The 19,781-nt window shown below is 46.8% G+C and carries 20 protein-coding genes; 15 read left to right on the top strand and 5 right to left on the bottom strand.

The genetic code is table 11. The features are described 5' to 3' along the window. The first annotated feature begins 64 nt into the window (after positions 1-64). The gene (locus C7R94_RS10385) at positions 65-373 is read left to right on the top strand and encodes an iron-sulfur cluster biosynthesis family protein (protein ID WP_047067612.1); all 309 of its coding nucleotides are present in this window, start codon (positions 65-67) and stop codon (positions 371-373) included. Here the strand turns inward: C7R94_RS10385 and C7R94_RS10380 are convergent, their stop codons facing one another. Continuing rightward, on the bottom strand, positions 374-823 hold the full coding sequence (locus tag C7R94_RS10380) for a DUF441 domain-containing protein (RefSeq protein WP_047067610.1): 450 nt from the start codon (positions 821-823) through the stop codon (positions 374-376). Positions 824-936: 113 nt separating this feature from the next. Then, positions 937-1,248, bottom strand: a complete 312-nt coding sequence (locus C7R94_RS10375) for a YfhH family protein (protein WP_047067608.1) — start codon at positions 1,246-1,248, stop codon at positions 937-939. Positions 1,249-1,350: 102 nt separating this feature from the next. Here C7R94_RS10375 and C7R94_RS10370 point away from each other — a divergent pair, with 102 nt between their 5' ends. Beyond that, the gene (locus C7R94_RS10370) at positions 1,351-2,115 is read left to right on the top strand and encodes an SDR family NAD(P)-dependent oxidoreductase (protein WP_106780712.1); all 765 of its coding nucleotides are present in this window, start codon (positions 1,351-1,353) and stop codon (positions 2,113-2,115) included. 311 nt (positions 2,116-2,426) lie between these two features. On the opposite strand, the gene C7R94_RS10365 is transcribed toward C7R94_RS10370, so the two are convergent. Next, a complete protein-coding gene (locus C7R94_RS10365) occupies positions 2,427-3,050 on the bottom strand; it encodes a cell wall hydrolase (RefSeq protein WP_106780709.1) in 624 nt (207 codons plus the stop codon). 228 nt (positions 3,051-3,278) lie between these two features. Further along, positions 3,279-3,974 carry a peptidylprolyl isomerase gene (locus C7R94_RS10360; protein WP_106780706.1) on the bottom strand — a complete coding sequence of 232 codons (696 nt, stop codon included), beginning with the start codon at positions 3,972-3,974 and terminating at the stop codon, positions 3,279-3,281. A gap of 126 nt (positions 3,975-4,100) precedes the next feature. Between C7R94_RS10360 and C7R94_RS10355 the strand changes: the two genes are divergently transcribed. The 8 genes from C7R94_RS10355 (at position 4,101) to C7R94_RS10320 (ending at position 11,696) form a co-directional block, all read left to right on the top strand. Then, positions 4,101-5,258, top strand: a complete 1,158-nt coding sequence (locus tag C7R94_RS10355) for a trans-sulfuration enzyme family protein (RefSeq protein ID WP_106780704.1) — start codon at positions 4,101-4,103, stop codon at positions 5,256-5,258. 137 nt (positions 5,259-5,395) lie between these two features. After that, complete coding sequence (locus C7R94_RS10350) at positions 5,396-5,950, top strand: RNA polymerase sigma factor (RefSeq protein WP_047067599.1); 555 nt, start codon at positions 5,396-5,398, stop codon at positions 5,948-5,950. Next, the gene (locus C7R94_RS10345; protein WP_106780702.1) at positions 5,947-7,023 is read left to right on the top strand and encodes a TolB family protein; all 1,077 of its coding nucleotides are present in this window, start codon (positions 5,947-5,949) and stop codon (positions 7,021-7,023) included. Before C7R94_RS10350 ends, C7R94_RS10345 begins: the two co-directional genes overlap by 4 nt. A 14-nt stretch (positions 7,024-7,037) precedes the next feature. Beyond that, entirely contained in the window at positions 7,038-9,266 is a 2,229-nt protein-coding gene (locus tag C7R94_RS10340; RefSeq protein ID WP_106780700.1) for a hypothetical protein, read from the top strand. After that, positions 9,260-10,192: an ABC transporter ATP-binding protein gene (locus C7R94_RS10335; RefSeq protein WP_106780697.1), complete on the top strand. Its 933-nt coding sequence runs from the start codon at positions 9,260-9,262 to the stop codon at positions 10,190-10,192. Before C7R94_RS10340 ends, C7R94_RS10335 begins: the two co-directional genes overlap by 7 nt. After that, positions 10,189-11,055, top strand: a complete 867-nt coding sequence (locus C7R94_RS10330; RefSeq protein ID WP_106780695.1) for an ABC transporter permease — start codon at positions 10,189-10,191, stop codon at positions 11,053-11,055. Before C7R94_RS10335 ends, C7R94_RS10330 begins: the two co-directional genes overlap by 4 nt. Next, a complete protein-coding gene (locus tag C7R94_RS10325) occupies positions 11,045-11,257 on the top strand; it encodes a hypothetical protein (protein WP_047067590.1) in 213 nt (70 codons plus the stop codon). The genes C7R94_RS10330 and C7R94_RS10325 overlap by 11 nt, the downstream gene beginning before the upstream one ends. Positions 11,258-11,396: 139 nt before the next feature. Then, the gene (locus C7R94_RS10320; protein WP_007718819.1) at positions 11,397-11,696 is read left to right on the top strand and encodes a DUF1292 domain-containing protein; all 300 of its coding nucleotides are present in this window, start codon (positions 11,397-11,399) and stop codon (positions 11,694-11,696) included. 70 nt (positions 11,697-11,766) lie between these two features. Here C7R94_RS10320 and C7R94_RS10315 read toward each other — a convergent pair whose 3' ends face one another. Further along, entirely contained in the window at positions 11,767-12,144 is a 378-nt protein-coding gene (locus C7R94_RS10315; protein WP_047067585.1) for a YflT domain-containing protein, read from the bottom strand. Between the two features lie 529 nt (positions 12,145-12,673). On the opposite strand from C7R94_RS10315, the gene C7R94_RS10310 reads away from it, so the two are divergent. From C7R94_RS10310 to C7R94_RS10290, 5 genes are all read left to right on the top strand, one after another. Next, positions 12,674-14,644 carry a DNA gyrase/topoisomerase IV subunit B gene (locus tag C7R94_RS10310; protein ID WP_106781275.1) on the top strand — a complete coding sequence of 657 codons (1,971 nt, stop codon included), beginning with the start codon at positions 12,674-12,676 and terminating at the stop codon, positions 14,642-14,644. A gap of 2 nt (positions 14,645-14,646) precedes the next feature. Next, positions 14,647-17,190 (top strand): DNA topoisomerase IV subunit A, encoded by a 2,544-nt coding sequence (parC, locus tag C7R94_RS10305; protein WP_106780691.1) that lies wholly within the window; start codon positions 14,647-14,649, stop codon positions 17,188-17,190. Between the two features lie 16 nt (positions 17,191-17,206). Continuing rightward, on the top strand, positions 17,207-17,527 hold the full coding sequence (locus tag C7R94_RS10300; protein WP_106780689.1) for a hypothetical protein: 321 nt from the start codon (positions 17,207-17,209) through the stop codon (positions 17,525-17,527). Positions 17,528-17,712: 185 nt separating this feature from the next. Next, positions 17,713-18,360, top strand: a complete 648-nt coding sequence (locus C7R94_RS10295; RefSeq protein ID WP_106780687.1) for a nitroreductase family protein — start codon at positions 17,713-17,715, stop codon at positions 18,358-18,360. A gap of 173 nt (positions 18,361-18,533) precedes the next feature. Next, complete coding sequence (locus tag C7R94_RS10290) at positions 18,534-19,214, top strand: metallophosphoesterase family protein (protein ID WP_106780684.1); 681 nt, start codon at positions 18,534-18,536, stop codon at positions 19,212-19,214. The last annotated feature ends 567 nt before the right edge of the window (positions 19,215-19,781 follow it).

The following is a 19,781-nucleotide window of genomic DNA, read 5'->3' as shown; positions in this document are numbered from 1 at the left end:
TGCTATCATGTAAGAGATGATGCATCCAGCATGCTGGAAAATCATGAGAAGGGTGGCACCAAATATGATAGTAAAAGTGACAAAAGAAGCTGTAGAACGCATAGCCAGTACGGACAAGCCCATTCGGATCAACGGGGAGCTAGTCGGTGGCTGCGGGATGAATGTAGAGTATGCGTTGTGGTGGGATACCCAAGGTCCAGAAGATGAAGTCTACCAGGTCGATTCTTTGACGTTTCTGATAGATCGCGAAACGATCGCCTACATCGGGTCTGATGTACTTACGATTGATTATCGTGCGCAGCAAGGCTTCCGTATGGTTACACCACAGCAAATTTTGGCCTATGGCCTTCAGCTGAAAGAGCGCTGGACCTAATCACTTGGGAAGAAATTGCAAAATAAAGGCGAGAATACCTGCCGCAATTAAAGGACCGACTGCAACACCACGGAAAAAAGTGACACCAGCGATTGTACCTAGCAGCAGTCCAGTAACGATCAAAGGATTTTGGGTCATTAAGGCCGTTCCTTTTCCTGCTAGGTAAGCCACAAACATACCGACGGCGACGGCCAGTAACGAATGCCAATTTGTAAAAATCTCCAAGATGGACGAAGGATTGATTTTGCCGCTTGCAAGCGGAGTCATGATGCCAATCGTCAGTATAATGATCCCGAGCTGTAATCCGTGCTGCTCGAGTAGGGGGAAATATCGGTCCAATGACAGGAGCCTCATTAAGAGAAGGATCGCAACTGCAATGGAGACGGTTGCATTGTTGCCAATGACACCGAGCGCCAGTAGTACCAAAAGGATGATAGAAATCCAGTCCATATGCGGGTTGGCTCCCTTTCGTTTTTCTTAGTATATCCATGCTGCAACGGCATGTGCCCGGGCAAGAAAAAAGAGATCAGCATGCACAAGAGTGCGAGTGCCGATCTCTTTTTCTAGTCAAACCACAGTTCCAGCATTCCTACTGGAAAACCTGTCTGTTCATCCGAATCAGGGAAACGTCCCCATGCAAAGACGCCGTTGAAATAATCGATTGTAAACGGCTGATCGTAATCAGGCACGCTGTATTTGCTGCCGATTCGGAACTCACCCGTTCCTAAATAGTACGATTTCGCCATAAAGTACTTTTGTGTAATGATCGCAAGCTGTGAGTGATCACCAAGCTCCTTTTTCTCTTTCGCTTCTACGTGCAGGCGCTCCATTTCCTCCTGCAGCTCGGCGAGTGTCATCTGACTGTACAAACGCAACGGACTGCCCCCTTTCCATACAGGTATATTGTAGCAAAAGACAAGGGAAAAGGCGATGGATGCAGAATCCTCTAAGGAAACGAAAGGGGAGTCGGTTCGAAAATGACACGTTTTGATTTGCATGGAAAGAAAGCAATCATAACAGGTGCTGGAAGAGGGATTGGGAAGGCACTTGCGCTGGGAATCGCAGAAGCGGGGGCGGAGGTTGCGGTAGTCTCGCGAACAGCTTCTGATTTGCAAGAGGTGGTATCAGAGATTGAAGCAAAAGGCGGAGTGGCTTTTCCTGTCGAGGCGGACTTGACTGTGTCTGATGCAGCGGACCGTGTGGTGAAGCAAGCACTTGATGGGCTAGGGGGTGTTCATATCCTGATCAATAATGCAGGAATGAATATCCGCAAGAAGGCTCATGAGGTAACGGAAGAAGAATGGGACAGGGTAGTGGATTTGAATTTGAAAGCAGCGTTTTTCATGAGTCAAGCTGCAGGGAAAATCATGTGCGAGCAGCGCTATGGAAGAATCGTCAATATTGCTTCAGTCGCAGGTGTAGTAGCGCTTCGCACGGGTGTAGCGTATGGTGCCAGCAAAGCAGGGCTGATCCAGATGACGCGGGTGCTGGCATTAGAATGGAGCAAGTTTGGCGTCAACGTAAATGCAATCGCACCGTGGTATTTCCGTACGCCATTAACGGAGAGCTTGCTTAGTGACGAAGCGTTCGTCCAAGAGGTGTTGCAGAGAACGCCGAGTGGTCGAATTGGGGATGTGGAGGACTTGGTAGGACCAGCGATTTTCTTGTCCTCTGATGCTGCTTCATACATATCAGGGCAAACCATTTCGGTTGATGGCGGTATGTCTGTATACGGGTTTTAAAATAAAAAAGGGGCATTCCCAGTTGGGAATGCCTAATTATTGGGGGCGATTGAGAAAAAGTACGACTGATTGTTCTATGACTGATTTGCTCTCACCCAAACCAGTCAATCAATCAAAGCTATTAGCGTAGGCATACTCAGATTGATTGATCGATCTAAACATGCTTACGTTAAAAAGTCATCCAAAGAAGATAATCGAACCTTTTCTCAATGCGTTGAAAAAGTGCTTACATCTACAACATAGCAAGCAAAAGTAAAACATCAATAAAATAAAAATAAAGTATTATTAAATATTTTTCTGTAAGTAGCGCGTTAACGAGCAAAACGATGGTTACCGATCTCAACCGTTACAGGACGTGACCAAATCCACTTGGATGTAGCCGTATCCGGATTGAAGAAGTAGAGGGAGCCGTTGCTCGGATCCTTACCATTCACCGCGTCCCGAACCGCTTTTCTCGTACGCTCATTTGACTTATGTGTCAAATTGCCGTCATGGACAGGCGAAAACGCATTGGGAGCATAAATAACCTCCCGTACCGTATTTGGAAATTTATGTGAAGCAACCCGATTCAATACAACGGCAGCAATCGCTACCTGTCCTTCATATGGTTCTCCCCGGCCTTCCGCATACACCAACCGGGCGAGCAGTTCCATATCCCTCTCCGAAATCTTCACTTTTCCATTGCGAACTACTTTTGGGCGACTATCGCGACTAACCTTCACAGACTCACGCTTTACTGGTGCAGCAGATGTGGCTGTTTTCTTTTCCTTCTTCGAATCATGTTCCAATGGTGCCTGTGCACTACTGAGAACAGGGAGTATTTGTATGGGCTGTGGTGCCATTGCACTTGTCGGTGTGACAAATAAGCATAACAGCATCAAGGCAATACTGTTCAAAAAGAAGAAAAAGCGCGTTGGCGCTTCTCGTCTCAACATGGTGTGAACCACTCCTTTTCGCTTTTTGCGTTTTGATTGCGGAAGCGAATCAGGTCTTTAGCAAGTCTATCGGTCTTATCGGAGTGGTTCAAGAGGTAATTGGTTCCATAGAACTATTTACAAAAATATGAGATTTGTGAAAGTGTTTTCACAAAAGGATGTTTCTTCTATTAAAAAAGCCACTTTCCCATTGAGAAAGTGGCTTTCAAGTGCAGTGTGAGGCTGCTCTTATTTTTCCGTAATCGTAATGGATTTAATGGTAATTGTTTGCTCAGGAACACTTGGTTCACCCGTTTGTGGGTGTTTCTTTACTTTTGTTCCTGCAATTTTTTGAACAATATCCATGCCACCCGTGACTTTTCCGAAAATCGTGTATTTCGGAGAGTTGTCCAAGCCTGTCACGTCAGGTCCAGAACCAATGAAGAATTGGCTACCATTCGTGTTTTTACCGGAATTCGCCATGGCAACCACGCCTGGTTCATATTTATGACCATTTTGCAATTCGTCTTCAAACGTGTAACCAGGGCCACCCATGCCAGATCCTAATGGATCACCTGTTTGAATCATAAAGTCTTTGATAACGCGGTGGAACGTGATGCCGTCATAGAACTTGTCCTTTGCTAGGAAAACAAAGTTATTGACAGCAATTGGGGCATCTTTTTCAAACAGATCGATCGTGATGTCTCCCATGGAAGTAGAGATTTTTGCTTGATAGTCCTTTGCTTTGTCAATCTGCATAGCCGGAGCCTTCTCGTATTTCTTCTCTCCGGTTGGACCCGGTGGGTTAGCTGGCTCTTTGGATGCTGGTTTCTCTGCTGGCGCAGTCGGTTGATTAGGAGCGGCTTCATTGCTTCCTGTAGAACAACCCGTAACCAAGGCGATTGCCGTCAGACATGTGAACAGAGTTGTCATCATCTTTCTCATCTTATGCACCTTCCTTTGTTTCATACTATTGGGTGGTTCGGTTTCGAATTATAACACAAATAGTCGAGCTTTTGCCAATCCGCTAGTTTCCTTTCCAATCTCGCATGGTATGATTGGGAGAAAAGGGTGATCAATGTGGCAGAGCGATTTGAGACTAAAACGGTACATATCGGACATGACCCTTTACGGGGAGTAAAAAGCAAAACGACACCGATTTATCAAACCTCTGTTTTTGCCTTCGAAGGGTTGGAAGAAGTAGAGCAGTACTACGTCGGCGAAGGAGAATACTTGTACACCCGAAATGGGAATCCCAACCAAGCCGAACTGGCTCGAGCGATCGCTGTTTTAGAAGGCGCAGAGGCAGGTGTCAGTGCTGCCTCCGGTATGGGAGCGATCATGGCGGGTTTACTTGCCGTTCTTTCCCCTGGCGATCACGTTCTGGCTTCCCATGAAATTTATGGCGGTACCTATGCTCTCCTGCACAAGGAGCTGTCGCGATTTGGGATCGAGCTTGAGTGCATCCAGCTCGGTCAAATGACAAAGCTTGCTGATCATGTTCGCCCAACGACGCGGCTGTTTTTCGTGGAGACCATCACCAATCCGCTGTTGACTGTTGTGGATTTGCCTTACTGGATCAAGGAAGCAAAAAGTCTTGGCTTAACCGTTATGGTGGATAATACGTTTGCGACCCCGTATTTGGTACAACCCGTTCTATTTGGAGCAGATCTCGTGGTACATAGTGGAACCAAATACATAGGTGGACATAGCGATGTGACTTCAGGTGTTCTGGTTGGATCACAGGCGACAATCAAGCGTGCCACAGAGATCGTAGCCAACTACGGTGCATCTCTCAGTCCCTTTGAGGCCTGGTTGACATCACGCGGTTTGAAAACATTGGCTGTGAGAATGGAGCGTCAATGCGATAATGCCTGCCAGATCGCTTCGTTTCTTCGTGATCATCCTGCAGTTGGACGAGTGTATTACCCAAGTCCTACGGATACCTTCTTTTTTTCAAGGCAAAAACAGGGGGCAATGGTATCCTTTGTTCTGGCAGACGAGACGAAGATTTATGACTTTTACCGGGCACTTGACTGGATCAAGCTGGCTCCGTCTCTTGCAGGTGTGGAGACGAGTGTATCTCATCCAGTTACGACGTCCCATCGTGCTTTTTCTGAAGAGCAGCGCAAGGAAACGGGAATCACGATGGGACTGATACGGTTATCGGTCGGAATCGAGGCTGTGCAAGACATTCAGATAGCATTAGATGCCGCATTAGGGAAATAATTCAAAAAACTTTGCCACATTATGAAACTTTCTTCCTAAGAAATACGTATTACTTAGTTAGAGTAGTCTCAGAATGCAGTGGAGAAAGTCCATTCTGAGAACATGCTTCAGTCTGGAAGAAACCGAGGAAAACGCAAATGGGAATGGCTATGAAGCAACCATCGGGGCCATCATCCGGAGATTATTATGAATCTCGTCCATTTACGGAACTGTATGACGAATATTTTGATCGCGTCAACCGGTATTTACGATGCCGGGTTCAAAGTACGTGGGATGCCGATGATTTGACCACCGTGGTCTTTTTAAAAGCGCTAGAAAAATTCGAGCAATATAGCAGAACAAGTCCTTTCGCATCATGGATTTTTCGTATTGCTCACAATACATATGTGGATTTTATGCGGAAAAACAGGGAGCTACCGGTTGACCAGGAAGATTTTCTTGGAGCAGAACCGGACGACACATGGCAGCCAGAACGACAGGCGCTGACGAATGAAGAGATTCGTCTGCTTCGTGATCGTCTGGACTTGTTGTCTCAGGATCAACGAGACGTGTTGATGCTCCGGTACTTTGCTGACCTCAAAATCAGTCAGGTAGCTGAGGTGCTCGGCAAAACAGAATCGAGTATCAAAATGATTTCTTATCGCGGCTTACAAAAACTTCAGAAGATGTATGAGAGGGGGGACTCCGAATGAGAGAAGAGGAGAAGCACCCCCAGGATCATCAATCGGATGATCAGACCGTAACCCAACTCCTAGCCCATTTAAAGCAGATGCGCGGATCGGTTCCCGTCAATTATCAGTTAAAATCAGATCTCAAAAAGCAATTGCTCCAGAAAATGAGAGATCTCGAAGCCAAACAGGCAAAAGCCCCAAATGTCGCACCCAAAAAGCTTGGGAAGTTGGTTTGGAGCGGAATCGCTGCTGCTGCTCTCACCCTTGCCATAGGCGGATTTGTGTGGTGGAACATTACCTCTCTTGCCGTTCGAGAGCATGAAGTACTTAAGCTGCCAGCACAAGCAGCCGTGGAGCTTGTTGATATTGATCGCAAAGCCACTCAGCTAGCTTATATCAATAACAATACAGAGCTGAAGACCATTCCAATCGACGAAGAATTAAAGCCAGTCACGATCAAGCTGCCGCCAACGGAAGGGAAATACACGGGGGTAGCGTGGTCAAATTATGGAAAGCAAATCGCTGTCGTCGAGCAGGTTAAAAACTTATCGCGGATATGGATTGTGGAGATGCCAACGACTTACAGCATGGGAAGCAGCCGATTGCTGAAGGAAGAAGATGGAGTAGTATACTCTTCACCAAGCTGGTCTGAACATGATGATTCGCTTGCCTTTTCCCGCTCTAAAAATGGCGTCGAAGAGATTTGGGTGAGCAGCACAGTATCGTTCCAAGAATGGAAGCTTGTTGAAGGCTCTCAGCCTGAATGGTCACCAGATGGAAGCTTGCTTGCCTTCAATAAAGCCGGAGAAGTACAGCTAATGGAAATGCGGACGGGGAAAGTTACCTCGCTTGCATTGGGACAGTGGGCATCGTGGAGCTCCGATACGCGATTGACCTTTACACATCCAAATGGAACGCTGATGGAAGTGAACGTGAGTGAAGAGCCTTTTGTGACACGCGAGCTACCATTGCGAAACCAGTCATCTGAAGAGCTGATCAAAGGCAACTGGGCAAACAAAGGTAAGGACTTACTGCTTATCTCACGCCATGATCAGCTGCAACAACTGGTTATCTCTTTGGCGTCACGAAAATGAGCGGAGGAACAAGCATGAGATGGAAATGGGTGTTAATCTTTGTCATCACATGGCTTAGCTTTTCGATACGCCCAGCTATGGCAGAGAGCAACGTAGACATACAATTCGAAATTCCTTTAAGTGGGATCGTCAAGTATGAATCATGGATGAGACTAAACGTAAAGGTAACCAGCCAAGAACAGAATTTCACAGGAGCTGTAGAGTTATCACAGCGAGAAGTCAAAAAAAATAATGAATTTAAGCTTCGGCGTCCAATAAAGCTCGAGCAAGGGAAGAGTACAACCGTATACTTTGATATGCCTTCGCAAATATTGCTCGATGATTGGTACGTCCAGGTGACGCAAAACGGTCAAGTTGTCAAAAGCGAAAAGCTGCGTATCTCATATCCAACAGACGGGCGCACCATTGGGGTAATCAGCGAGGAGGGCAATGCGTTTCATTTCCTTGCCGTTAATCAATCACAATCCAAAATGAATCGCCCCTTGTCCGTACAAAATCTCACGGAACAAATGTTGCCTGACCAATCATGGATTTACGAAAACATAGACATGTTAGCGCTGGCGGGCAATAGTGGTTCCACAATTAATGATCAACAGATGGCAGCGATCAAGGAGTGGATCCAGCTGGGAGGGATCGTGGTTGTTTCCGCAGGTCCCAATCAAGATGGAATGATCCAGCGGTTTGCTGATATTCTCCCAGTGGAAGCCGGAAAAGCTGGTAATATTGAGCTACAGCAAGCATTGCATGAGTATGACATTGCAAAAGTCGCGCCAAATGGCAGTATCGGTGTATACAACCGCGACTTGCCCTTATTTGTGTCAAAATCGTACGGCAGAGGGTTGCTGCTATTTGTCAACTATGATGTGACTGCTGAGCCGTTGGCATCGTGGCAGTTCAATCCACAACTGTGGCAAAATGCAATGACCCAGCATGGCGCCAAGAAGATTTTTGAAGAGAAGCCGTATATGGATCAAATGACCAGACCTTTTCTTGACTTGAGCAAGAAGATTCCTGTAGTACAAACTCCTCCGCCAATCTGGATGGTGACGTTGTGGGGCGGATATGTAATTGTGCTCGCCCCATTGACATACTTCGTTTTAAAAAGAATGAGAAAACCTGAATGGGCGTGGGGAGTCATCCCGGCAGGAGCAATTTTCTTGACCGTCGCTATATTCGCGGTTGGAAAGCCTGCTGTTGTGAAAACGAGTACGAGTTACGCCGTAACCAAGATCGATATATTAGATGAGTCTCTGGCTCATGTTCGCTCAGCCGCAACGTTTTTAGGGGTGGATCAGAACCAATACGATGTTCAGCTTGAGCCTTCAATCGCTGCACTGCCCTTGACAGTCGGGCGAAATGATTATCGACCGGAGGGGCTAATGGGTGGCGATGAGGTTCTCTCTTTCCGCAATGTCCCCTATTTGACACCGAAACAGGCAATCGGTATCGGGGTTAAGCACGACATGGGGGCTTTTGATGCTTCGTTGCAAATCAATGAGAATCGTCTGCAAGGGCACGTGAAAAACAATACGGAGTTTGCCTACGATCAGACTTATATTGAAATTGGTTTTCAGCGAATTCCGCTTGGGCCATTGAAAAAGGGGGAAGAAAAGCAGGTTGACAGTGTGCTTGAGCCCCTGTTTATGCCAAGAAAACCACAAGCACCAAAAGAATTGCAGACGATAGAAGAACGAATCAAAGAAATGCAGGAAAGAGTCGTTGAGTATGAAGAGGGGAATCAAGTAAGTATCATCGGCATAACGACAGAGCCTCTTCCTCTGATGACAATGCAGGTGCCTCACCAAGCGCATTATTGGAATGTTATTCAGCAGCCTATTCAATTCCAGCCGAATGAACAAGGTCTAGTGACTTTTCCTTATGGCCTGCTTGATGCCGAGATGTATGAAATGACTGGAGACTTTGACAGTACCGGGTATATTTGGCAGCTTGGAAAGGGCAGCATTACGTTTGAGCTGCGCACAGACAAAGCCGCGGTCAATATGAAGCGAATAACGGTACCGCTGAATCACAGTTCATTCAAGCCTTTCCGGATAGAATACTTCCACCAAAAGAGCGGCAGGTGGATACCTGTTGCGCGAGGGACGAGACTTGTCCTCGATAAAGAACTTCAGCAAGTATTGACGCCAAATCAATCGTTATTGCTTCGTTTTTCCCACAATGGAACGTCGCGATTAGCTCTACCAGAGCCAATTTTCCAGGTAGAGGGGGTGCGGAAATGGTAATCGAAACCGTTCATTTAGGGAAAAGATACGGTAATTTGCAAGCATTGTCAGATTTGAACCTCTCGATTGAGCAAGGAAAGGTATTCGGCTTTATTGGTCCAAATGGTGCCGGGAAATCTACTACGATGCTCATCTTGTCTACCCTTTTGGAACAGAGTGAAGGAGAAGCGTTTGTCTGTGGCTACAATGTGCGAAAAGACCCTGCAAGTGTGCGCCAGTCTGTTGGCTACATGCCTGATTTTTTTGGGGTATATGACAATTTGACAGCGGTGGAGTATTTGGAGTTTTATGCAGGAGCATACAAAATTCCAGCCTCCAAGAGACGAGCGCTCGTCGGTGATCTTTTAGAACTGGTGAATTTGTCTCACAAAGCAGATGCTTTCGTCGATTCTTTATCTCGAGGCATGCAACAGCGTCTGGGGTTAGCTCGTTGTCTCGTACATGATCCGGCCGTGCTGATTTTGGATGAACCCGCGTCAGGACTGGACCCGCGAGCTCGTATCGAGTTGCGCGAAATTATGAAGCAACTACGCGAAATGGGCAAAACGATTATTATCAGCTCCCATGTTTTGCCTGAGCTAGCCGAGCTGTGTGATGATATTGGTGTCATTGAAAAAGGAAGATTAATTGCGTATGGGTCTGTTCACGAGGTCAGTAATCGGGACACTGGGCAAAGCCGCATGCAACTAAGAGCCCTGCGGAACTTGGACAAAGCGGGACTTCTGTTAGCGAGCTCTCCGTATGTGCATCAATTGTCGGAATATATGGGAGGCTTTCGCTTCTACTTTCAAGGGACGGAGCAACAAAAAGCTGAATTGCTTCAAGAACTGCTGGATGAGCAGGTCGCAGTCGTCTACTATGGCGATTCCAAGAAAGATTTAGAAGACGTCTTCTTAGCGATTACGGAAGGAGTCGGTATGGAGTGAGCGACTTCTTGTTCAATCCACTTTTGGTAAAAGAAATGCGGGAAAGATTCCGCTCGAGAAAGACCATGCTTATATTAGCGATTTACTTATTAGTCATGGGGGGAATACCGATGGGCTTTTTGCTCATGGACCCCCTAAAGGCTGAATCGTTAGGGGATAACCGCGATCTGTTTCTGATATCCGCGGGGATACACTACGCGATGGTTTGCTTTGTGGCACCTGCCCTGACTGCTGGAGCGATCAGTGGGGAGAGAGAACGCCAGACCTTGCATATTTTGCTGACGACCCAGTTGTCGACGCGCACGATTATTTTGAGCAAGCTCATTACGTCTTTGGCTTTCTCCACACTGCTTTTGGTTGCCTCGATGCCTTTGTACAGTATCGTGATGCTGTACGGTAGCGTCTCCCCGGAACAAATGGCCCAGCTCGTGCTTTTTCTCGCAGTGAATATGTTTTTTCTCGGGTCGCTGGGATTGTTCTGCTCTACTTGGATTAAGCGAACATCGATTTCGACGGTCACCACTTACGGCATTGCCTTCTTTTTTGTGGTAGGTACTGGCTTGCTGTTCTTTTTTATCGGTGAGTCCTTGCAACAGGCATATCCGGAACGGTACGTCAATTCAAATGTCTGGAGCATGTATGAGCTACAGATGTTGGCAGGGATGAATCCTATCATCGTGCTGGTGGATATTTTAGGCGAGTCGTTCGATCAATCCAACGACATCACCTTCGCACCGTGGTTGTTTTTCTCATGTGTGTACGTCGTTCTTTCCTTTGTGCTCGTCATCTGGAGCGCTTATTTATTACAACCAATTCGCCGGAAATGGTGGAGTTGGAAGAAACGACCTGTTCGTGTACAATGAGAAAGGTGTATGGGAAAAGGGAGGTTTTTTTGTGAGCGATCAACAAGTGCAGATCATTGATTTTGAAGAACTGCTTCGTGCGATTGAGAGCCGTCTGGCATCCGCTGGAATGTATGTCAAACGCGAAGCGATCGTGACCATTCTTCAGGCAGAAGAAGCATTTTTGCTTGAAAAAGGTGTTCTTGAAGAGTATAGTGAGTAATCAGCTAACAACCTGCCAAACGTGGTAGGTTGTTTTTCATGGACAGGAAAGGCACAGAGTTATTCGCCTGTTTGCTTCTCCCGGAAAAAAACGGTATGATGGAACCGAGTACGAATATCAGCATAAGGACGTGAACACATTGACAGAAGAGAACAAAGACCTCGAGTTGGGCGATATCATTACATTGGATGACGAAAATGGTGAGCCGTTGGGGGATTTTGAAGTATTGGCTATGTTCGACCTGAACGGTAAAGAATATATTGCCTTGGCTGAAGCTGTGGAAGATGAGGAAAGCGAAGAAGATGAAGAAGTGGATATCTTCGTATTCCAAGTGGACGGCGGCGAAATGGTACCATTGGAAGAAGATGAGGAAAGCACTGTTTACGCGAAGCTGAACGAAGTGCTGGAAGGCATCGAACTCATTAAAGAAGACAAGTAATCCCAGTGTATGAATGAAACAAGCCACTGCTGGCGTTAAAACCCAAGCAGTGGCTTTTTCTTGCGGTCGATCAGTCATTCATTTTAATAATGTTATCCTTAAGGTCTCGTACAACGAGAAGGCATGTATAGTCGGTTTCTTGCAGTTCCCGAACCAAAGCAGAGCACTCGTCTTTCGTAAGACCTAGCTTTTCGAGACGGGTACGGAGTTCTTTACCGCCATTGTCAAAGAAATGCGCCATGCTGTCAATGTGACCGACGGCACTTTCAAAGTGGGTACTGTATTTATAAAAATTGTTTCGCTGATTGGAGTGATTTTTATCAGGATTCCATTTCAAAACCCAGATGTCGTCACTGTTGTATCCGGCAGAATTTAACGCGTGAACGTCAGAAGCTAGCTCAGCATCATACTTATGGAATTTGACAAACGGCTTGGTAGCACTGATCAAAAGTATTCCCCCCTTTTTCGCCTCAGGAATCGATGCCTTACTAGGATGCCCAAAGCAAAAACGCGGATGAATGGAAATACCTGAAGCACGGCGATAAATGCTATGTAAGAACAGTTGACATATTTTCCTTGATCGTAGCAGGATTTACGCTGTGGGGGAAGAAATAGAAAAAGGGAAACAAATGTTTTGGTTTTTCGTTTTGACCAATCTTCACCATTAGTGCTACACTAATTAATGGAATATGCATGTCATGTACAGAACGAATGCGAAACGAGGAATACTGAGAAGAATCGGCCATCTCGCTAGGGGCGAGGTGGCTTTTTTGCCCCATTTTGCTACTGGCGTTGAATACTATGGGAACCATACGGTACAATAGCGATTAAGTGTTCGCTTTTATTAGGAAAACGTTCCTCTAATGGGGATTGAATCATCTCGGCGTTTTTCAAAAAAGGTGAATACGACCCTAGCCATCAGTAAAAAAGGCATGATCGTTTTTCTACGTGTCCGAAGAGTAGAGGGGAGAGCGCGATTGAAGGAAACAGAAACACAGCAAACATTAACGTATACGGAAGAAGATATTCAGGTCTTAGAAGGCTTGATTGCCGTTCGAAAGCGCCCTGGAATGTACATAGGCTCCACGGGCTCGCGTGGCCTGCATCATCTGCTGTGGGAAATTGTAGATAACGCCAAAGACGAGGCGCTTGCCGGCGTTAATGATAGCATCATCGTCACTTTGTACAAGGATGGCAGTGTTAGTGTAGAGGACCATGGACGCGGAATTCCAACGGGTATGCACAAGACTGGCCGACCGGTACCAGAGGTTATTTTTACGACGCTCCATGCCGGTGGTAAATTCGGCGGTGGCGGATATAAAAAAAGTGGTGGCTTGCACGGGGTAGGCTCCAGCGTCGTTGTTGCCTTGTCCAAATGGCTTGAGGTCGAAATCCACCGGGAAGGCAAAATTCATAAGCAACGCTTTGAATATGTAGTGGATGCAAATGGAACTGAGCACGTCGGTAAACCCGTTACCGGTCTAGAAATCACAGGGAACACCAAACGCACAGGAACAACGGTACGTTTTCTGCCGGATGACGCGGTGTTTGGCCATGCTCGCTTTGACTATGAGACGATTCGTGATCGTTTTCGTGAGACGGCATTCCTTCTGAAAAAGCTGCGCATGGTTTTGATTGACGAGCGTGGACCTGAAAAGAAACGGGAAGAGTTTTACTTCGAAGATGGCTTGAAATCATACGTTTCTTACTTGAACGAGGGGAAAAATACGCTGCATCCGATCGTTTACTTCGAAGGGGAAAAGGACAATATCTACGTGGAGCTGGCTTTTCAGTACAATGACGGCTATGCAGAGACACTGGTGTCCTATGTCAACTCGATTGTAACCACCGATGGCGGAACCCATGTTACGGGCTTCCGTAACGGGACGACCCGGATCTTTAACGAATTTGCCCGGAAAAAAGGGTACTTGAAAGAAAAGGACCCGAACTTGACTGGAAACGATTTGCGGGAAGGTTTCCTCGGTGTATTGTCATTGCAAATGGCTGACGTCCAGTTTGAGTCCCAAACAAAAGACAAGCTGGGGAACGAAGAAGCACGGGCAATCGTAGAACAGATTGTTTCCGAAAAGCTAGGCTTCTTCCTCGAGGAAAATCCGGAAATAGGCAAGCTGCTGATTGACAAGGCATTGCGCTCTGCTGAGATTCGCGAAGAGCTGCGCAAACAACGCGAGGCCCTGCGCGGCGACAAGAAAGGCAAAACCGCGAAAAAGCGCAAATCGATTTCGGAAAAGTTCACTCCGCCGCAATACAGAGATTCCAAGCGCAATGAGCTCTTCCTCGTTGAGGGGGATTCTGCGGGTGGCTCTGCAAAACAAGCGCGTAATTCAGAGTTCCAAGCCTTGTTCAGCCTCCGCGGAAAGCCGTTGAACACGGAAAAAGCAAAGCTATCCGAGGTATTGGCGAATGAAGAGTTCCGCACGATCCTAGAGGTGCTTGAAACCGATATTGGTGAAGAGTTTTCCATTGAAAACTGTGCATTTGACAAAGTAATCATCATGTCCGACGCGGACGTTGACGGCTCACATATTCAAACGCTGCTGCTGACCTTCTTCTTCCGATACATGCGCCCGATGATTGCAGCTGGTCACTTGTATATTGCCCAACCGCCACTGTATCAGGTGAAAAAGCAAAGTAAGGGCAAGCAAACAGAGGCGATTTACTGTTGGAGCGATTACGAGCTGGAACAGGCGTTGAAAAAGGCTGGACGCGGTGCTGAAGTGCAGCGCTACAAAGGTTTGGGTGAGATGAACGCCGATCAGCTCTGGGAAACAACCATGGACCCTGAGACGCGCAAGCTCATTAAGGTTGAACTGGAAGACCTCGCTCACTGTGAGAAGCTGGTAACGGTTTTGATGGGTGACAAAGTCCCGCCACGGCGTGAGTGGATTGAGAACCACGTCACCTTTGAAGTGGGGGAGGATGAATAAGCATGCTGTCCAATCAAATTATTAATCAGAGCTTCGCGGAGATTATGGGAAAGCGCTTTGGGGACTACGCCAATCTGGTTATTCTCTCACGCGCGATCCCAGATGCTCGCGATGGACTAAAACCGGTACAGCGCCGGATTTTGTATGCGATGTACCAAGAAGGCAACACGAACGATAAACCATACCGTAAATCTGCGAAAACGGTCGGGTACGTGATGGGTACCTATCACCCGCACGGTGACTCGGCGATTTACGAAACGATGGTGCGGATGGCGCAATGGTGGAAAATGCGCCAGGTGCTCATTCAAGGCCATGGAAACTTTGGTAGCTTGGACGCAGACCCGCCAGCCGCTATGCGTTATACCGAATCCAGATTGTCGGCATTGGCCAATGAGCTTTTGCGTGATATTGAAAAGGATACGGTTACATTCATCCCGAACTACGACAACTCCGCTCAACAACCGGCAGTATTGCCTTCACGGTTTCCTAATCTTCTCGTGAATGGAGCTGCCGGGATCGCGGTTGGTTTTGCAACGGACATCCCTACGCACAATTTGGGGGAGGTCATTGATGCAGCTGTTGCACAAATGAAGAACCCGAATATCTCGCTGGATGAGTTGATGCAGCACGTCAAAGGTCCAGATTTTCCGACAGGCGGCATTGTTCAAGGGTTGTCCGGAATTCGCAAGGCGTTTGAGACAGGCCGTGGCCAATTCATCATTCGCGGGAAGACGCATGTAGAGGAGCCAAAAGGCGGCAAGATCAAAAAAATCGTCATTTCCGAAATCCCTTACGAAGTGGTCAAGTCGAAGCTGGTCGGCCAGATCGATGAGCTCGTAATGGAGCGAAAAATCGAAGGGGCACTGGCGGTTCGCGATGAAACCGGTCGCAAAGAGGCCGAGCAGAAAAAAGTCCGTATCGTAGTGGATATTCGCAAGGAAGCGGATGAGCAGGCGATTCTCAACTACCTGTACAAAAATACGGATCTGCAAATCTATTACAATTACAACATGAATGTGATTCATGAGGGGACCATCCGCCAGATGGGACTCAAGGCTTTGCTGGGGGCGTACATTGACCACCAAAAAGAAGTCGTCACGAATCGCTGCCAATATGATCTGAATCGAAAGCAAAGCCGCGAGCATATCGTGGAAGGCTTGATTCGTGCCAAGTCTATTTTGCGTCAGATCGTCGATACGATTATGGATTCGGAAGACCGCGCAGATGCTAAGAAAAACATCATGGAGAAATACGGCTTCACCGAAAACCAAGCAGATGCGATCTTGAGCATTCAGCTCGCTTCTTTGACACGTTTGGATATCGTCAAGCTGGAAAAAGAATTGGCTACACTGGCAAAAGAAATCGAGGAACTGAAATCGATTTTGGCAAGCGAGAAAAAGCTGATTCAAGTCATTACAGGCGAGCTGAACGAGATCAAGAAAAAATACGCAGAAGAGCGTCTGACAGAAATCCAGGGCGAGATCGAGGAAATCAAAATCGATATCGCGATGCAAATCAATGCCGAAGATTGCATTGTTACCCTCACAAACGAAGGATATATCAAGCGGACGAGCCCGCGCTCCTTCAAATCAGTGGGGGGAACGCTGGAGACATGTGGGGTAAAAGAAGGAGACCGTGTCCGTTATTTCATGGAGACGAATACGTCTCACACAGCTCTTTTCTTTACCCAGGACGGTAAATACTTCGCCACACTGGTTAACGCCTTCCCGGACGATAAGTGGAAGGATATCGGTTCGGCCCTCGTCAACATCATCCCGTTGGAGAAGAATCAGCGGATCGTTGGCTTTACGATCGTAGAAAACTTCAAACAACCGCTGTATGTATACCATGTAAGCAAAAATGGTTTGATGAAAAAGACGGCGTTGTCCGAATACGAAACGAATCGTTCCAGTGCGTTGGTAGCTGCAAAGCTAAAAGGCGACGAAGACGAGTTTGTGAATGTATTTGTGGCGGACGAAGCTGGGGCGATACTCGGTGCGACGAAAGATGGCATGGGCATTCGATTCCAGCGCAGTGAAGTCAGCGCTACTGGTAGAGCGTCGAGCGGGGTAAAAGCAATCGCACTTGCTCCTGGCGACGACGTCATCACGATGCTTCCGATTGAAGAAGTCGATTCTCGTGCCTTTAGCTTGTTGACCGCAGAAGGGGTAGTAAAACGCACAGCTATTGCTGCGATCCCACTCCAGGCTCGCGCAGGCAAAGGCGTACAGTTGATTCGCAAACGAAAAAACAATCCGCATGAGCTTGTAGCGATGTTCATCGAGGAAACGGTTTATGCCTGGACGTCCCAGAATGAATGGACCCTTGTTGAGACAGAGCAAGTGATCGTCAACGAGCAAGGTGGCATCGGCCGACAACTTGTTGAGGGTGGGGTAAAAGCAGTTGCTTTTGAAACCGTTTTGCCGACAGATGAACCAAAGGACGAAGCGACTGCAAAAGGCTCAGGAGACGGAACTGGCCCAGCAGGACAACAGAAAACGCCGAATGTCCAGACTAACCTGTTCAATGGAGATCACCGTGAATAAAAGGAATGATGAATAAATGGCTTTTGAAGCCTTTGTTTCACCGCTAAGCTGGCAGCAGGTTTCTCTGCTCCTCGATACTGTGCAATACTTCGAAGATGCGCCGAAACTGCTCTCTCTTCCACAAGAGCAAGGAGCAAGTGTGCCCGTGCCGATAACATCAGACACATTGAAGACGATGCTTGGTTGTCTGGATGAAGAGGAAGCATTTAGCCGCAAATCTTTTTCTTTGAGTTGGGAAGCAGCTGAGGACGAAGGAAGTGGCTATCTCGTTGTCGAGCTCCCGAATGGAGACACCGTGAGACAGCCAGCCGTGCTATCCGCTTTTTCTCCGGTTTAACAAAAAACGCTTTGGTGACGCACTTGCATTCATGACAGGATGTGAGCCGCTTAGCCAAAGCGTTTTTTTGCATACAAAAAGATTGCCAGCGAATTGGAATATGTGGTACATTTTGAACACGGGTTGTTATGTAATAAAGTTAGTAACTTACTAAATTCGCATACTTACTACTGGAGGATGGAATCATGGGAAAAGTTATCGATCAAAAGGCTTTTATGGACGTCATTCGGGAGCGGCGTTCCGTACGTCATTACGATCCAACAGCAAAAATCTCGCGGGATGAAATCAAGGAAATGCTAAAGGAAGCAACCTTGGCACCTTCCAGCTCCAACCTCCAGCCATGGCGGTTTTTGATTATCGATGAACAGCCATTGATGGAGAAGCTTCTCCCCATCGCATTCAACCAAAAGCAGGTGGTAGAGGCTGCGGCGATTATTGCAGTCCTGGCTGATTATGAGGGCTACAAACAAGCCGGAAACATTTACAAAAAAGCGGTAGAAGCAGGCTACATGACAGAGGAAGTAAAAGCTACACTCATCGACAACATCAACAAGCGTTATGAGAATCGGGATCGAGCAACTATCAAGGAAATTGCTTTGGTAGACGGAGGTCTCGTCTCGATGCAATTGATGCTCGTTGCCAAGGCAAGAGGGTATGACACAGTACCAATGGGAGGCTATAACAGCGAGAAATTCAAGGAAGCTTTCCAAATCCCAGATCAATATGAAACGGTTATGTTGATTGCAGTCGGCAAAGCGGCAGAGCCTGGTCATCCGACTACTCGCCTGGATGTGGAAGAGATTACGTTCTGGAATGAGATGCCGAGTAAATAAGCATGGAGATATGGAAAAGCCTTGGCCTGATAAGATTTTTGGGCCTGGGCTTTTTCACGTTTGCAAGCTTTCGAGGGACACACATGCTGGTAATCAGATGAAATGGGGCGTACAATAGAGAGACATGTCGGTAACGAAAGAGAAGCCGCAGACGAGCGAAAGAAGGGTGTAGGATGAAAAGATTGTTGGCAATCAGCGATATTCATGGGGAATTGGAGAAACTGGAATCGTTGATGGAGAAAATTCAGTACGATCCACAAAACGATCAATTGATCCTGCTAGGTGATTATATAGACCGTGGACCAGAGTCGAAGGGGGTCGTCGACAAGGTTAAACAGCTCCATGCAGAAGGGGCAATCGTGTTGATGGGCAACCATGATCATATGATGGTTAAATCATTCGAGCAAGATTCTGTCTTTATCGAACGATGGTTCCGAAACGGCGCACAAAAGACGTTGGCGAGCTATGGTCATGCCGCAGCCGATACGGAGTCTGGCGCACCGGAGGCCTTGGAAATCACCTCGTCAATAAAAGAGCATCTGGAATTTTTGGCTGGCTTGGACTGCTTTTATGAAACCGATGATTATATTTTTGTTCACGGGGGTGTACATCCCGAGACTCCGGTCGCGGAGACTGACCCGTACCTGCTGATGTGGATACGTGATGAATTCCATAAAGGCTACCAGGGGGAAAAGACCGTTGTTTTTGGTCACACGCCGACCAGTTATTTGCACGGTAAACATGATGTGTTTTACGGAGAAAATAAAATCATTGGCATTGACGGAGGTGCTGTATACGGCGGCCGTCTGCATTGCTTGGAGCTGCCCAGCCAAAAGGTTTACTCGGTAGAGTAATAGAACTAGAACGAAAGGCTTTCACCTCTCTTTACAAAGAGTGGGTGAAAGCCTTTTTGATAGGAGTCAAGATAAGTTAAGAGTAATATTGTAATGAAATTTATTTAAATAAATTGCAAAAATTAATAATTAAAGGCTTGTCTTCTAATATTTGGGATAGTAAAATATTCCCAACTCACTCATATTTTTATTCTTTACTATCATATTAGCCCACGTGAATATTTGCTAATCAATGACCAATTTCCCCTGCCATACTCGCTGTAATGTGACCGTTACTCTAATCGTCGACCTTATTCCACTACTAAAAAAGACAAAAGAACTAGCTCATTTTGTCGCTGGTTTCTTACTGCTTGGAACTTCAAAAAAAATCAATTAAAGGGAATATAAGTAAAAGTGTTTATTTGGTCGCTTTTTCTTCCGGGTAAGTGGCGCTATCATTTTTGGTTAAAGGTTCCTAATATTCAGAACGAAAAGCTATTTTCTCAGTATCAGCTTGCGTTACCCGGAAAAAGATAGTGGGAGACAGGCGATTCATGCAACGAGTCACAGCTTGGGGATAATCACTTC

It is taken from the genome of Brevibacillus sp. NRRL NRS-603, from assembly GCF_003013445.1.
GTDB classification, from domain to species: Bacteria; Bacillota; Bacilli; order Brevibacillales; family Brevibacillaceae; genus Brevibacillus; species Brevibacillus formosus.
The sequence above is the reverse complement of the archived record's forward strand: the minus strand, read 5'-3'. Positions and strand labels throughout refer to the sequence as shown.